General features: G+C 72.8%; 13 protein-coding genes. 8 read left to right on the forward strand and 5 right to left on the reverse strand.

The genetic code is table 11. From position 1 onward, the window contains the following. Positions 1-23: 23 nt before the first annotated feature. A complete protein-coding gene (locus tag D0T12_RS25680) occupies positions 24-2,429 on the reverse strand; it encodes an NACHT domain-containing protein (RefSeq protein WP_158581631.1) in 2,406 nt (801 codons plus the stop codon). Between the two features lie 52 nt (positions 2,430-2,481). After that, on the reverse strand, positions 2,482-2,796 hold the full coding sequence (locus D0T12_RS25685) for a hypothetical protein (RefSeq protein ID WP_147339630.1): 315 nt from the start codon (positions 2,794-2,796) through the stop codon (positions 2,482-2,484). Between the two features lie 206 nt (positions 2,797-3,002). Here D0T12_RS25685 and hpnC point away from each other — a divergent pair, with 206 nt between their 5' ends. The 6 genes from hpnC to hpnH are packed head-to-tail and all read left to right on the forward strand — an operon-like array spanning position 3,003 to position 10,034. Beyond that, positions 3,003-3,872, forward strand: a complete 870-nt coding sequence (gene hpnC / locus D0T12_RS25690) for a squalene synthase HpnC (RefSeq protein WP_117402335.1) — start codon at positions 3,003-3,005, stop codon at positions 3,870-3,872. Then, positions 3,869-4,786 carry a presqualene diphosphate synthase HpnD gene (gene hpnD, locus D0T12_RS25695; protein ID WP_117402338.1) on the forward strand — a complete coding sequence of 306 codons (918 nt, stop codon included), beginning with the start codon at positions 3,869-3,871 and terminating at the stop codon, positions 4,784-4,786. Before hpnC ends, hpnD begins: the two co-directional genes overlap by 4 nt. Further along, positions 4,783-6,129, forward strand: a complete 1,347-nt coding sequence (gene hpnE, locus D0T12_RS25700) for a hydroxysqualene dehydroxylase HpnE (protein WP_199487693.1) — start codon at positions 4,783-4,785, stop codon at positions 6,127-6,129. Before hpnD ends, hpnE begins: the two co-directional genes overlap by 4 nt. Further along, positions 6,126-7,136 (forward strand): polyprenyl synthetase family protein, encoded by a 1,011-nt coding sequence (locus tag D0T12_RS25705; protein WP_117402341.1) that lies wholly within the window; start codon positions 6,126-6,128, stop codon positions 7,134-7,136. Before hpnE ends, D0T12_RS25705 begins: the two co-directional genes overlap by 4 nt. Continuing rightward, positions 7,136-9,025 carry a squalene--hopene cyclase gene (shc, locus tag D0T12_RS25710; RefSeq protein WP_117402343.1) on the forward strand — a complete coding sequence of 630 codons (1,890 nt, stop codon included), beginning with the start codon at positions 7,136-7,138 and terminating at the stop codon, positions 9,023-9,025. Before D0T12_RS25705 ends, shc begins: the two co-directional genes overlap by 1 nt. 4 nt (positions 9,026-9,029) lie before the next feature. Then, entirely contained in the window at positions 9,030-10,034 is a 1,005-nt protein-coding gene (gene hpnH / locus D0T12_RS25715) for an adenosyl-hopene transferase HpnH (RefSeq protein ID WP_117402345.1), read from the forward strand. On the opposite strand, the gene D0T12_RS25720 is transcribed toward hpnH, so the two are convergent. Continuing rightward, positions 10,008-12,017, reverse strand: coding sequence for a bifunctional phosphatase PAP2/O-acyltransferase family protein (locus D0T12_RS25720; RefSeq protein WP_117402346.1), 2,010 nt, complete (start codon positions 12,015-12,017; stop codon positions 10,008-10,010). The genes hpnH and D0T12_RS25720 overlap by 27 nt on opposite strands. A 185-nt stretch (positions 12,018-12,202) precedes the next feature. Here D0T12_RS25720 and D0T12_RS25725 point away from each other — a divergent pair, with 185 nt between their 5' ends. Next, positions 12,203-12,853, forward strand: a complete 651-nt coding sequence (locus D0T12_RS25725) for a PadR family transcriptional regulator (RefSeq protein WP_117402515.1) — start codon at positions 12,203-12,205, stop codon at positions 12,851-12,853. A 2-nt stretch (positions 12,854-12,855) separates the two neighbouring features. Continuing rightward, entirely contained in the window at positions 12,856-13,353 is a 498-nt protein-coding gene (locus tag D0T12_RS25730; RefSeq protein ID WP_117402348.1) for a DUF1707 SHOCT-like domain-containing protein, read from the forward strand. A 19-nt stretch (positions 13,354-13,372) separates the two neighbouring features. On the opposite strand, the gene D0T12_RS25735 is transcribed toward D0T12_RS25730, so the two are convergent. Continuing rightward, positions 13,373-14,017, reverse strand: coding sequence for a response regulator (locus D0T12_RS25735; protein WP_117402350.1), 645 nt, complete (start codon positions 14,015-14,017; stop codon positions 13,373-13,375). Further along, on the reverse strand, positions 14,014-15,312 hold the full coding sequence (locus tag D0T12_RS25740; RefSeq protein WP_199487694.1) for a sensor histidine kinase: 1,299 nt from the start codon (positions 15,310-15,312) through the stop codon (positions 14,014-14,016). The genes D0T12_RS25735 and D0T12_RS25740 overlap by 4 nt, the downstream gene beginning before the upstream one ends. Positions 15,313-15,336 lie beyond the last annotated feature (24 nt).

Genomic DNA, 15,336 nt, shown 5'->3' on the forward strand with positions numbered 1-15,336 from the left:
CCACCAAGGACGACGTCCGGCGGTCAGTAGAAGAAGGGCGGGCCGTGCCCTTGATAGGGCGCGACGTCCGGAAGTCTCAGTGCCGTGGGAGAGGGGCCCCTTTCCAGGTTCTTCTTGGCCGCCGGCGCATAGATCGGATGTTCCGAGTCGATCGCCAACCGGTAGAACTCCTCGGCCGTCTTCCACCACCGCCTGATGTGCGCCTCCTTGGCGGAGGTGAGGGAGTACAGGAATTCTGCGACTTCGAACGCCGCTGCGGGTGACAGGTCGAGGTGCCCCGAGTTGAACACGAGCCGATGGGCGGAGACGACGATGTCCACGAGCGACTGATCCGCCTTTCGATTTCCATCATCGTCCGGTTCGGGGATCATTTTCCGCGCCGCCTCGAAAGCGGCGGGTGCGAACTCTTCCACCGGCACATGGTTACCGGCATATCGAAGCTGTTTCAGGACGAGCCGATGATCTTTGCTGGTCTGCGCGTTGCTCAACACGACCTCAGGGGTCATGTCGGCGACCGGAAGGCCGCCTTGTCGGTAGCCGTCCGGCACGTCCTCCAGGTCCAGTCCGGCGAAATACTCCAGGAGGAGGCGATGGTAGAACCTGTGCCCGCCTCCGATCTGGATGAGCAGCATTCGTGACACCGCGAGATCGAGGAAGCGGAGATACCGGAGCGGGAGGAGCCCGTCCGAGGCGAGGAGCACACGTGTGCACCAGTAACCGACGAGCCTTCGCCCAACGCACAGGTATCCGGCGCACACGCCCAGCAGACCACCGGCGAGGGCACCTGGTCCGCCGTTCAGGATCCCGAAAATCAGCGCGGCCGGTACGCCGATCGCCAGGGTGAGGTCGAGGCCCAGCCGACTCTCCAGGGAGAGGGCCTTGCCCGGTGGGAACTCATGGAATTCCCGACGCGTGGCCAAAACCGGGTCGGCGAAGACCAGTAGAATCGCCACCAGCGCAAGGAAGAACGCACCCCTGACCGCATAGTCGCCGACGACCATCAAATCCGACGACCTTATCGGGGCGTGAGCGATACCCGCGGCGAAGGCACCGATCACTCCACCGCCCAAGGCGGAGACGGTGGCCAGCCCGGAGGCGATCGCCAACATTTCCCTCAATGTCGAGACGAGTTGTTCGGCACGGCCGCCGCCCACCGGACCCTTCAATTCGTGCTCTGAGACGAGGCCACCGACACCGGCGAGAACGGCGACGACCGTCGTGAAAGAAATCGCCTGGCTCCGGTCGAAGACCATCTCGGTCAGCAGGTAGCACAGCGTTCCGGTCAACGCGACGAGGGGGAGCGTGGTCGCGGCCGTCACGAGGGTCATCTTTCCCAGTGGCAGCCAGGAACGCGTGACCATCTCGATGTGGAAGACCGTCTCCAGGCGGACTCCCAGGGCCCTCGCCGTGTAGGCGAGCCATCGGACGACCTGTCGCCTGTCCAGTTGCGAGCGGCCCGGACGGCCGCGGAGGGTGCGGTCCACGAACGCGTCGATCAGGCGGGTGCGGCGGTCCGGCAGCGGGCCGTGCTCCAGGGAGATCTCCTCGGCGGGAAGCCCCTCGTAGGCGCGGACGGCGATGCCGAGCAGGAACGGGGTCTGGAGAAGTTCCCACAGGGTCGGGTCGGCGCCCAGCGCCTCGCGCATCCCGGCGAGGGGCGCGCCGAAGCGGTCCAGATAGCCGTCCACCTGCGAACGTGTCAGGGGTTGCACGTGAAGCGCCGACTTGAACCCCAGCTTGAACCCGAGGGTCGCGTACTCGGCGACACGGCTACAGACGACGACGGGAAGCAGACCGTCCTCGGCGTGGAACGCGTCGATGGCGCGGGCGCAGGCGACACGATGCTCCAACGCGACCTCGTCGAGGCCGTCGAGGAGCGGCAGGATCCGTCGTTCCTCGACCCACAGCCGGGCGACGTCCGGCGGAACGCTGTACGGCGTGGCCGTGAGTCCGTCGACGAGCCACTGCCTCAGGGACGTCTCCCCCTGCCAGGAGCCGAGGTGGAACACCACCGGGATCGGCTTCGTCTCGTCCTCGGCCTCGTCGAGGAGTTCGCGCAGGAGCTGGAGCAGCATGGTGCTCTTCCCGGCGCCCGGAGCACCGACGATCAGCAGGCTTCGCCGCGTCCGCAGGACGTGGCCGGGGGTGACGCCCCGCTCCAGCGGCACCGGCGTGTGGTCGGGCTCCTCAAGGTGCACGTCCCAGGGGTTGTCGACCATGTCGGGTCGGTCTTCGAGGCCGAGTTCGAGGACGGTCCTGCGGTAGATCGACCGTTCGAGGACCCCGTCGATCCAGATGTGGCGCAGCGCGTTCAGCATGGTCCGGCGGTCCTCGGGGTGGACGGCCCGTCCGGTGCCGCGCCCGCCGAGATACACGTTCATGATCGCGTCTCGTCCGACACGCGACCGGCGGACGATCTGTTTGACCACCGGCCCTCCGCCACCCCGCCCGGCGAAGATCCGTCCGCGACCGGAGTCGCGTTCAGCCATTCTGCTCTTGGTTCAGGTCCCCGCTGATCTGGGACCCGCTCACCGTCTGTTCCCCCGGGCCGTCGAGCTTCTGCCGGGCGTTTCCGCCGACGGTCGTGCGATCGATCCGCTGGGTCCGCGACGACTCGGGGCCCATGGCGACGGTCAGCCACGCCTGCAACGCCCCGCCGACCAGCACCACCACGCCGGTGAACGCCCACCAGGCGGCGGTCCAGTTCTGCGTGAGCATCCCCGTCGCCACGTTGACCAGCGCGGCCGCCACGACCGTGCCCGCCGCCGCGAGGCCCCGCCGCCGCGCAGTACTCACCGCTGCCTCCCACTGGAACGGCCCGAAACAGCCACTCTCCAGTATCGCGATCGGGCGACGGAACGGGTCCCCATTCCCCGAGACCGGCCGGAGAAGGTCAACCCCGTGGGCGGCGGTTTCCTGGAACGGTCCGGGCCGGGTAAAGCGGCGCTTCACGAAGTCCATACCTTGGCCAGGGTTTCCCCGGTGCCGGTCCGGTCGATCTCATGGAGGTGATCATTGATGCGTCCTGGAGCCTGGAGGAGCGGGACCGCGAGCTGGACCGGCTCGCCGCGCGGGAGAACTTTCCCGTCGCGGCGCGGCTGCTGCCGGCTCGGCACCGCGCCGGGCTGCGGGCCGTCTACGGCTTCGCCCGGCTCGTCGACGACATCGGCGACGAGGCCCCGCCGGAGCAGCGGTCCAAGCTGCTCGATCTGGTGGACGACGACCTCGACCGCGTGTTCGCCGGGCGGACGCCGAACCTGCCGCAGCTGCGCAGGCTGGCCCCGGTCGCGCACGCGCACCGGATCCCCGAGGATCCGTTCCGCGACCTGATCCGTGCCAACCGGCAGGACCAGGTCGTCCACCGGTATGAGACGTTCGGGGACCTGTTGGCGTACTGCGCGCTGTCCGCGGCGCCGGTGGGACGCGTCGTCCTGCACCTGTTCCGCGCCCACCGGCCGGGCCTGGTCGCGGCGTCCGACGACGTCTGCACCGCGTTGCAGCTCATCGAGCACTGCCAGGACGCCGGGGAGGACTACCGCGACGGCCGGATCTACCTGCCGGGCGAGGACCTGCGCCGGTTCGGCTGCGCCGAGGACGACCTGGCGCGGCCGGTGACGCCGACGCGGCTGCGGGGCGTGCTGGCGCTGGAGGCCGGGCGCGCCCGCGAACTCCTGGACCGGGGGGCCGCGCCGCTCATGGCGGGCCTGACGGGCTGGGCGCGGATCGCCGTGGCGGGCTATGTCGCCGGGGGCCGGGCGACGCTGTCCGCGCTGGAGCGCGGCGGCTACGACGTGCTGGCGCATCGACTGCGTCCACAACGCGCGGGGCTTCTGGCCGGATGGGCCCGGGGCCTGGGAAGGGGAAGGCGATGACGGTTTCGGAGGCGTGTGAACGTTCCGACCGGGTCCTTGACGCTTATCGGCACTGTGAGCGGGTGGTGCGCGAGGAGGCCCGCAACTTCTCCTACGGGATCCGGCTGATGCCGCCGCCGAAGCGGCGGGCGATGAGCGCGATCTACGCGTTCGCGCGGGGCGTCGACGACATCGGGGACGGTCCCGAGCCCGCGTGCGTCCGGCTGGACCTCCTGGACAGGTCGCGGCGGCGGCTCGGGACGGTGCGCGAGGTGCTGCGGCGCCGCGCCGACGTCCAGGCCCTGGAGGGCCATCCGGTGCTGACCGCGCTGTCGGACGCGGCGGACCGCTACCCGATCCCGCTGGACGCGTTCGACGAGCTGATCGACGGGTGCGAGGACGACGTCCGCGACGCCGACTACAAGACGTTCGACGACCTGCTGCGCTACTGCCGCCGGGTGGCGGGGTCGGTGGGGCGGCTGTCGCTCGGGGTGTTCGGCTCGGACGGCCGGCAGCGCGCGGAGGGCCTCGCGGACTCGCTCGGCGTCGCGCTCCAGCTCACCAACATCCTGCGCGACCTGCGCGAGGACCGGATGGCGGGCCGCACCTACATTCCCGCCGAGGACCTGGACAGGTTCGGCTGCACGCTGCGGCTGGACGACTCCGGCATGTTCGTCGACCCGCCGTCGCGGCTGAACGAGCTGATCGGCTTCCAGGCGGAGCGGGCGCGGGCCTGGTACGCCGAGGGACTGCGGCTGCTGCCGCTGCTGGACCGCCGCAGCGCCGCGTGCACGGCGGCGATGGCGGGCATCTACCGGCGGCTGCTGGAGACCATCGCGGAGCGCCCCTCGGCCGCGTTGAACACGCGGGTGTCGCTGCCCGCCTGGCAGAAGGCGGTCGTGGCGGCGCGGGCGCTGTCGGGGGTGGAGCGGTGAGCGTCGTCATCGTCGGCGGCGGCCTCGCCGGCATCAGCGCCGCGATCGCGTTGCGGGAGTCGGGCGTGCCGGTGACGCTCGTGGAGTCCCGCCCGTGGCTGGGCGGCGCCACGCACTCGTTCGGGCACGGGGACCTGTGCGTCGACAACGGCCAGCACGTCTTCCTCCGCTGCTGCACGGCGTACCAGGGGCTGCTGCGCAGACTTCGCGCCGAACACCTGGTGTCGGTGCAGGACCGGTTCGACGTTCCGGTCCTACGGCCGGGGACGCGGCCCGCGCGGCTGCGGCGGTCGAGCCTGCCCGGCCCGCTGCACCTGCTGCCCGCCCTGGCCGGATACTCGCCGCTCCCCCTCACCGACCGGGTCCGGAGCCTGCGGGCCGCGGCCGCGATGCGCGCGCTCGACCCCGCCGACCCGGCGCTCGACGCGGTGTCGGCCGGGGCGTGGCTGGCCGGGCGGGGGCAGCGGACGTGGGCCCGGCAGGCGTTGTGGGGGCTGTTCCTCACGTCCGCGTTGAACGCCGAGGTCGACGACGCCGCGCTCGGCCTGGCGGCGATGGTGTGCCGCCGCGCCCTGTTCGGCCGCGCCGACGCCGCCGACATCGGGGTGCCGCTCGTGCCGCTGGGCGAGCTGCACGGCGGCCCCGCGCTGCGGCGGATCGCCGAGATGGGCGGGACGGTGCGGCTGAAGGCGAAGGTCGAGGCGATCACCACCGACCCGAAGGTCGTCGTGGACGGCGCGCCGATCGCGGCCGACGCGGTGATCGTGGCGGTGCCGCACGAGGCGGCGGCGCGGCTGCTGCCCGCGCAGGCGCTGCCGGACCCGCTGCGCTGGCACGAGCTGGACGCCAGCCCGATCGTGAACGTCCACGTCGTCTACGACCGGAAGGTCCTGGACGTGCCGTTCGCCGCGGCGGTCGGCTCGCCCGTCCAGTGGGTGTTCGACAGGTCGACGGTGAGCGGGCTGCGGGGCCCCGGCCAGTACCTCGCGGTGTCGCTGTCGGCCGCCGACCGCTGGATCGACATGCCGACCGCGGAGATCCGGGCCCGGTTCGTGCCGGAGCTGCGCAGGCTGCTGCCCGCCGCGCGGAGCGCGTCCGTCCGGGAACTGTTCGTGACGCGGGAGCGGCGGGCGACGTTCCGGCAGCGTCCCGGCTGCGCGGAGGTCCGGCCCGCCGCTGCGACGCGGGCGCCGGGCCTGTTCCTGGCGGGCGCGTGGACCGACACGGGGTGGCCCGACACGATGGAGGGGGCGGTGCGCAGCGGTCTCACCGCGGCCCGCCTCGTCCGCCGCCACCTGGAACGGTGGCCGGAGCGGGCGCCCGAGGGGGTGGGAGTCCGGTGACGGCGGTTCCGGTGTCCCTGACCGATGTCCGCGAGCTGGTCGACGGCGCGTTGCGCGCCGCGGTCGGCCGGCTCGATCCGCGCACCTACCGCGTCGCGGCCTACCATCTCGGCTGGACCGACGAGGAGGGCCGTCCCCGCGCGGCCCCGGCCGGGAAGGCGCTGCGCCCGGCGCTGGCGCTGCTGTCGGCCCGCGCCGCCCTGGCCCCCCAGGAGAGCGCGCTGCCCGGCGCGGTCGCGGTGGAGCTCGTACACGCGTTCTCGCTGCTGCACGACGACATCATGGACGGCGACCGGACCCGCAGGCACCGCCCCGCCGCGTGGACGATCTTCGGTGAGGCGTCCGCGATCCTCGCCGGTGACGCGCTGCTCGCGCTCGCCGGGGAGGTGCTGCTGGAGGCGCCGGGGCAGGGGTCGGCGCGGGCCGCGCACGCGCTGGCGGCGGCGACCCGCGGCCTGATCGCCGGCCAGTCCCTCGACATGGACTTCGAGACCCGCAGGAAGATCAGTCTGGACGAGTGCGTGGCCATGGCGGCCGGGAAGACCGCCGCGCTGCTGGCGTGCTCCTGCGCGATCGGCGCCGTGCTGGACGGGGCGCCGGAGTCGCTGTCGGACGCGCTGGAGGCGTTCGGCGCCGATCTCGGCATCGCGTTCCAGCTCGTGGACGATCTGCTCGGCATCTGGGGCGACCCGGACGCGACCGGCAAGCCCGCGCTGTCGGACGTGCGGTCCCGCAAGATGTCGCTTCCGGTCGTCGCCGCGCTGAACGCCGAGGGGCCGCACGCCGAGCGCCTCGCCGAGATGTACGGGCGCGCCGACCTCTCCGAGGACGACCTGCGGGAGGTCGCGGCGCTCGTCGAGGCGGCGGGCGGGCGCGCCTGGGCCGAGAGGGAGGCCGAGCGCCGGATCCAGCGCGCCGCCGAGCATCTGGCCTCGGCCCGGCTGCCCGAACCCGTCCGGGCCGAGTTCCTGCGCGTCGCCGACTTCGTCACCCGCCGGGACCACTGATGACGGCGGTGGAGGAGCCCACCACGGGCCGTGAGGACGTCCGGCGGACCGCCGCCGACGCGCTGGAGGCCGCCCGCGACCATCTCTTGCTCCTCCAGTCGCCGGAGGGCTGGTGGAAGGGCGAGTTGCAGACCAACGTCACGATGGACGCCGAGGACCTGCTGCTGCGGGAGTTCCTCGGCGTCCGCACCGACGACGACACCCGCGAGGCGGCCCGCTGGATCAGGTCGCAGCAGGCCCCGGACGGCACCTGGGCCAACTTCCACGACGGGCCGCCCGAACTGTCCACGACCGTCGAGGCGTACGTGGCGCTGCGGCTCGCCGGCGACCCGCCCGACACGCCGCACATGGCCCGCGCCGCCGCCTACGTCCGCGGTGAGGGAGGCGTCCCGGCGACCCGGGTGTTCACACGTTTCTGGCTGGCGATGTTCGGCCGGTGGTCGTGGGACGACCTGCCGATCGTGCCACCGGAGATGATCTTCCTGCCGCGCTGGTTCCCGCTGAACGTCTACGACTTCGCGTGCTGGGCGCGGCAGACGATCGTCCCGCTGTCGGTCGTGGGCGCGCTTCGGCCCGTCCGGCCGCTGCCGTTCGAGCTGGGCGAGCTGTATCCCGGCTATGACGTCCCGCTCCCGGAGAAGCGGGCGCCGTCGGGCTGGGACCTGGTGTTCGGGACGCTCGACAAGGCGCTGCACGTGTACGAGCGGCGTCCGGTCAAGACGGTGCGGCGGGCCGCGCTGCGCCGCGCCGCCGACTGGATCGTCGCGCGGCAGGAGCGGGACGGTTGCTGGGGCGGGATCCAGCCGCCGTGGGTGTACTCGGTACTGGCGTTGCACCTGCTCGGTTACGGCGTCGACCATCCGATCCTCCAACGCGCCCTGGACGGTCTCGAACGATTCACCATCCGCGACGAACGAGGACGGCGCGTCGAGGCGTGCCAGTCACCCGTCTGGGACACCGCCCTCGCGATGAACGCCCTCACCGACGCCGGACTGCCCGCCGGGCATCCCGCCGTGGAACGGGCCGCCGACTGGTTGATCCGCGAGGAGGTCAAGGGCCCCGGCGACTGGTCGGTGCGGCGCCCCGACCTCCCCCCGGGCGGCTGGGCGTTCGAGTTCGACAACGACTGCTATCCCGACGTCGACGACACCGCCGAGGTGGTCCTCGCGTTGAACCGCGTCCGGCACCCGGCGGCGGAACCGGCGATCGAGCGGGGCGTGCGGTGGATGGCCGGAATGGTGTCAAGGGACGGCGGGTTCGGCGCGTTCGACGCCGACAACACGCGCGCACTGTGCCGCAGGCTGCCGTTCTGCGACTTCGGCGAGGTGATCGACCCGCCGTCCGCCGACGTCACCGCGCACGTCGTGGAGGCGATGGCGCACCGGGGCATGGCCGACTCGCGGCTGGTGAAACGGGCCGTGGTGTGGCTGCTGAAGGCGCAGGAGCCGGACGGGTCGTGGTTCGGCAGGTGGGGCGCCAACCACGTGTACGGGACGGGCGGCGTCGTGCCCGCGCTCATCGCGGCGGGCGTCCGGCCGGACAGGCCCGTGATCCGGAACGCGGTCGGCTGGCTGGAACGCCACCAGCGCGACGACGGCGGCTGGGGCGAGGACCTGCGCTCCTACCGCGACCGGTGCTGGGTCGGGCACGGCGCGTCCACCGCGTCGCAGACCGCGTGGGCGCTGCTGGCGCTGCTCGCCGCCGGTGAGCGCGGCGCGTCCGTCGAACGCGGCGTCCGCTGGCTCGTCGAGCGGCAGCGCGAGGACGGCACCTGGGACGAGGACCACTTCACCGGCACCGGCTTCCCCGGCGACTTCTACATCAACTACCACCTGTACCGCCTGGTGTTCCCCCTCAGCGCGCTGGGCCGCTACCTGAAGGGGTCGTGAACACATGGCGATGCCACTGCGCCAGAGCCTCCGCGTCGGCGGGCACATCCTGCGCAACCGGCTCCGCGGACGGACGAGGTTCCCGCTCATCGTCGAACTGGAGCCGCTGTTCGCGTGCAACCTGGCGTGCGCGGGCTGCGGGAAGATCCAGCATCCCGCGGACGTGCTGAAGCAGCGGATGCCGGTGGAGCAGGCCGTCGCGGCGGTCCGCGAGTGCGGCGCGCCGATGGTGTCGATCGCGGGCGGCGAACCGCTCATGCACCCCCAGATCGGGGAGATGGTCGCCGAACTCGTCGCGATGAAGCGGTACGTGTTCCTGTGCACGAACGCGGCGCTCATCCCGAAGAAGATCGACCTGTTCGAGCCGTCCCGGTACTTCGCGTGGGCGGTGCACATCGACGGGCTGCGGGAGCGGCACGACGCGTCCGTCTGCAAGGAAGGCGTGTTCGACCAGGCGGTGGACGCGATCAGGCTTTGTCGGGAACGCGGGTTCCGGGTCACGACGAACACGACGTTCTTCAACACCGACACCCCGCAGACGGTGATCGACGTCCTCGACTACCTCAACGACGACCTCCGCGTCGACCAGATGATGATCTCCCCGGCGTACGCGTACGAGAAGGCGCCCGACCAGGAGCACTTCCTCGGCGTCCGGGAGACGCGGGAGCTGTTCCGCAAGGCGTTCGCGGGCGGGCGGCGGCGCCGCTGGCGGCTCAACCACTCGCCGCTGTTCCTGGACTTCCTCGAAGGCAGGGTCGACTTCCCGTGCACGGCGTGGGCGATCCCGTCGTACTCGCTGAAGGGCTGGCAGCGGCCCTGCTACCTGATGGACGACGGCCACACCGCCACCTATCAGGAGCTTCTCGACACGACCGACTGGACCGCCTACGGGCGGGGCCGCGACGAGCGCTGCGCGAACTGCATGGCGCACTGCGGCTACGAACCGACCGCCGTCTTCGCGACCGTGGGGTCGCTTCGGCAGTCACTCCGCGCGATGCGCAGCGTCTGACAGCACCGGCTCGTCCCGCAGTTCCTCGATGACGTCGAGGCAGGCGTCCATCACCGCGTCGGCGTCGTCCACGAGGCCGGGGTCGAGGGAGAGCCCGAAGCACAGTTCGCGGGCGACGCCGAGCCCGGCCAGCGCGAACGGCGTGCCGGGGGCGAGCGGGACGATCGGGTACACGGCGGTGAGCGGGGCGCCCGCGAGCCGCAGCGTCGTGTCCGGCCCCGGAAGGCTCGACACGGTGCCCTGGAGGAAACGGCCGCTGTAGGCCATCCGCGCGAAGCGGGCGTGCAGCGGGCCGGGCAGGAGCCGTCCCGCCTGCCACATCACGGTCCACGCGGCCTGCGCCCGCGTCCCGGACCGCAGCACGCGGCTGCGCCGGGAGATCAGCGCGAGCCGTTCGGTCTCGGGCATCGTGCCGAGCGGCAGGTCCACCATGACGGCGGTGGTGTGGTTGCCGACCATGGCGCTGCCGGGCGGCCGCATCATCAGCGGGACGGCGACGCGGCAGGTGCCGGGGGCGCCGTCCCGCGCGGCGACGGTCCGGTTCAGCGCGCCCGCGACCGCGCACAGCACGACGTCGGTGACCCGGGCGCCGTGCCGGCGGCCCACGTCCCGCACGGTTCCGAGCGGAAGGTGCATGGTGCCGAACCGGCGCTCGGACGTCCCCGCCGCGGGCAGCCGGTCGGGCGGCGCGGTGTCAACGGCGAGCTGACCGAGCCCGATCACGGTGGCGAGGGCCTTGCGGAGCGGCCTGCGCGGGGGCCGGGCGCCGGCCGGTTCGGGCGGCGGGTCCATCAGGTGCACGGCCTGGGCGACGATGCCGACGCCGTCGGCGACGACGTGGTGCATCAGGTACACGACGGCGGTGCGGCCCGGGGCGGCGCCCTTCACCACCACCATGCGCCACGGCGGCCGGTCGAGCGGCAGCGGCCGCGACTGGAGTTCGGCGACGACGGCGCGCAGCCCGTCCATGCCGTCGACATGCCGCTCGGAGACGTGCCAGTCCCAGTCGACGTGGTCGTGGGCGCGCCAGACGGGACGGCGCCAGCGGCCCCGGCGGACCAGCCGCTGCCGGAACCGGGGCAGCCCGCCCAGCCGCTCCTTGATCACCCGGACGAGGTCGGCGGGGCCGACGTCCCGCCGCGACGTGTCCAGCATGATCACGCCGCCGGCGTGCTGGGGGGCGGCGGGCGTCTCCACCGCGAGGAAGAACGCGTCGGGGCCCTCGGCCCGCGCGGGCGCCGGGCGGGCCATGCGTTCCGCCACGTACACGGAGACGACGACGAACGGCACGGCGGCGACCGCGTCCAGGACGAAGTGGTTCGCGGTGGCGAGGATCACGTACAGGGTGACGAGGACGTGGACGGCGTTCACCACCTGCACCCAGCGCCTGGCGTGCACGCGGGCGAGTTCGACGCCGACCCACAGCGTCCACCCCATGTGCAGCGACGGCACGGCGGCGTACTTGTCGGCGTGCTCGACCAGCGGCGACCCCCACGAACCGAACGTGCCGCCCAGCAGGACGGTGTCGACGAACCCGAGGTCGGGCATGAGCCGCGGCGGCATGACGGGGTACAGCGCGAACGTCGTGAGGCCGCCGAGGTTGAGCAGGATGAACGCGTTGCGGGCGATCCGGTACCGCTCGGGATGCCGGACGAACAGGTAGATGAGCAGGGCGAGCGCGCTGGCGATGTAGGTGATCGCGTACTCGTAGTTGGCCAGGACCCGCACGAGCGACTGGTTCGCCAGCCATCCGTTGAGGCCGAGCTCGACGTCGATGCGCAGGGTCTTCTGGAGGTTGTGGAGCGCCTCGCCGTTCTCGCGGGCGGTGGCCGTCCTGCCCTCCATGGGCAGTTTGGCGACCACCGTGTACAGCGCGAACAGCAGCAGCCCGATCAGCAGCTCGCGGCGGACGCGCAGCCCTGGGCCGTGCGCGTCCGTCGTGAGCACCGCGTCCCTGGCGGTCACCGCTTCCTGTGCGCCCATCGTCCTTCCCCTACGGCTGTTACCCACGTTTCCCGGCGATCAGACGGCCATGACCGGAATTAAGGATCATGTCCGGTTCGCCGGGTGGGAGGTCCCGGGAACCATCGGTGCGATCTTCGCGTTTTCGATATATCGTTGTCGTATCGCGAGAGGTCTTAGAGAGATCTCAGAAGGTGGTGAAGAACATGGGTCACTCGCATGGCCACGGCCCCTGGGGCGACTTCCCGTTCGGTGCGCTGTTCGGTGGCGGCGGTCCCGGCTCCTGGCCGTGGGGCCCGCGCGGCGGCTTCGGGCACGGTCCGCGTCCGCCGTGGGCGCGGGGACGCGGCGGGCCGTGGGGCAAGGGCGCCAAGGCGCGCAAGGGCAACGTCCGCGCGGCGATCCTCGTGCTGCTCGCCGAGGAGCCGCGCAACGGCTACCAGATCATCCAGGAGATCGACGAGCGCAGCGGCGGCGCGTGGCGGCCGAGCCCCGGCGCGGTCTATCCGGCGCTCCAGCAGCTCGCGGACGAGGGCCTGATCGCCGGTGAGGAGTCGGGCGGACGGCGCTCGTTCCACCTCACCGACACGGGCCGCGCCCACGTCGAGGAGAACGCCGAGCGGCTGGCCGAGCCGTGGGCGGAGATGACGCCCGAGTTCGGCGAGGGGGTTCCCGAGCTGTTCAAGCAGGCCGCGCAGACGGGAGCCGCGATGATGCAGATCGTCCACTCCGGTTCGGCGGAGCAGGTCGATCGGGCCACGGCCGTCCTCGCGGAGGCGCGGCGCGACCTCTACCGGATCCTCGCCGACGACGACACCGACGACACGGGCCCGACGGCCGCGACCGCCGAGGAGTGACGATGGCACGCCAGGATGAGATCCGCGTCGGCGACGCCGAGCGCGACGCGGTGATGCTCGCCCTGCACGACCATTTCGCGGCCGGACGGCTGGACCGCGGCGAGCTGGACGAGCGGCTGGACACCGCGCTCACCGCCAAGACGCACGGCGACCTGCGCGCGCTCGTCCGGGATCTGCCGCCGCCGACCGGCCTCCCCGAATCCGCGACCCCGCCGCCCATCGCCGTCCCCTGGGAGCCGGGCGGCTGGGGTCCGATGGCACACGCGAGCCACATGAATCACATGCGGCACAGGCACATGCGGCACATGGCAGGGCGTCGTCACCATCCGCGCGGGCCTCTCAAGGCGTTCCCGTTGCTGCTCGCGGTGTTCCTGGTGCTGGCGTTCACGGCGGGGCCCGGCGCGGGGTTCCTCGTCGTCCTCCAGGTGGCGCTGGCCATCTGGGTGATCCGTGCGGTCCTGCTGGCGTTCGAGGTGCGCCGGTCCCGGCACGGTGCCTGAGCGGGCCCGCGCCCTAGGCTCAGCGCACGCCCGCGTCGCGTGCGATGAGCCCCGCCTGGGTGCGGTTGGCGCAGCCGAGCTTGTCGAGCACACGGGAGACGTGACCCTTGACGGTGGCCTCGCTGAGGTAAAGGCGTCCCGCGATCTGCGCGTTGGACAGGCCCTCGCCGAGGCAGGCCAGCACCTGCGTCTCCCGTTCGGTGAGGCCGCCGAGGAGGGCGCGGGTCCGGTCGCGGTCGGACGCGCGGGCGTCGGCCGTGCCGAGCAGCCGGACGGTCGCGGCCGACGACATCACGGTGTGCCCGTCGGCGGCGACCCGGATCAGCTTCGCCAGGTCCTCCGGCGGCGTCGTCTTCAGCAGGAAGCCCGCGGCGCCCGCCCGCAGGGCCCGGATGACGTACTCGTCGGCGTCGAACGTCGTCAGCGCGACGACGGCGGGCGGGGAGCGGAGCGCGGCGATGCGCTCGATCGCGGAGAGGCCGTCGACGCCCGGCATCCGCAGGTCCATGAGCACCACGTGCGGCCGGTACCGGACGACGGCCTCCACCCCGGCGGCGCCGTCGTACGCCTCCCCCACCACCTCAACGTCGTCGGCGGCGCCGAGGATGGTCCGCAGGTGCGCGCACACCATCGGCTCGTCGTCCACCAGGAGAACGGTGATCACGAACCCGCCACCGGAACGTAGGCGGGCAGCGACGCCTCGACGCGGAAACCGTCCAGGTGCGGGCCCGCGGCGAACGTCCCGCCGATCAGCTCGACGCGTTCCCGCAGCCCGGCGAGGCCCATCCCGGACCCGCTGGCCGCCAGGTCGGCGTCCGGTTCGCGGGACCGCGCCGCGTTGCGGACGGTCAGCGTCACGCCGCCGGTGCCGTAGCGGACGTCCACGTGGACGGTGGCGCCGGGCGCGTGCTTGCGCGCGTTGGTCAGCGCCTCCTGGACGACCCGGTACGCGGTGCGACCCACGGCGGGCGACGCGTGCGGCGGGTCGCCGTGCTCGGCGAACTCCACCGGGACGCCGACCGCAGCCGACTCGGCGATCAGGGCCGACAGGTCCGGGAGCGGTCCCGGGGCGGCGCCGGGGCCTTCCGCCGGGGCGCCGGAGGTGTCGCGGCGCAGCAGCCCGACGACGTCGCGGAGCTCTTCGAGGGCCTGGCAGCCGGTGCCGCGCAGTTCCTCGGCGGCCGCGCGGGTCGGCTCGTCCGGGGCCCGGACGCGCAGCGCCCCCGCCTGGAGCACCATCAGCGTGACCCGGTGCGCGACGACGTCGTGCATCTCGGCGGCGAGCCGGGCGCGTTCCTCCGCGCGGGCCCGTTCGGCCAGCAGGTGCCGTTCGCGCTCGGCCCGCTCCGCCCGGTCGGTGAGGGCCTGGAGGACGCGGCGGCGCGCGGCGACGTACATGCCGATCAGCGCCGCGCCGATCACGGCGGCGGCGCTGCGGAACACCAGTGCCTCGACGCTGTCGGTCTCCTGCGCCGAGAACCGCCGCAGGGCGGTGACCGGAAGCACGTCGCCGATGGCGCCGACCGGGACGAGCAGCACGACGACGGGCAGCGCGCGGATCCAGACCGGGCGGGCCCCGTCGCGGGGGAACGCCATCACCGCGTAGGCGGCGAGCGGCGCGGTCGGCGGCCACCACACCGGTGGGCGGAGGGTGTGGTCGGCGTCCGCGCGCAGCAGCGTCCCCGGCGCGGCCTGTTCGACGAGCCACACCAGGACGGCCACGGCGGTGGTGGTCCACGCGACCGTCAGCGGGGCGCGGCGCCGCGCCACCAGCGCCAGCGCGGGGACCATGAGGAGCGCGACGGTCGCGCCGCCCTGCGGACGGACGATCGTTCCCCCGTCCCCGCCGAGGCTCAACGCCACGCCGGACACGACGACGACGGCGTCGGCGACCAGGTCGCGGGACCGTCCGGGTGGGAGAAGCCGCGCCAGGGCGGGACGCGGCGATGGCAGGCGCACACCAACACCGTACGCATCGGGACG

Origin of the sequence: Actinomadura spongiicola, assembly GCF_003432485.1 — a bacterium.
GTDB classification, from domain to species: Bacteria; Actinomycetota; Actinomycetes; order Streptosporangiales; family Streptosporangiaceae; genus Spirillospora; species Spirillospora spongiicola.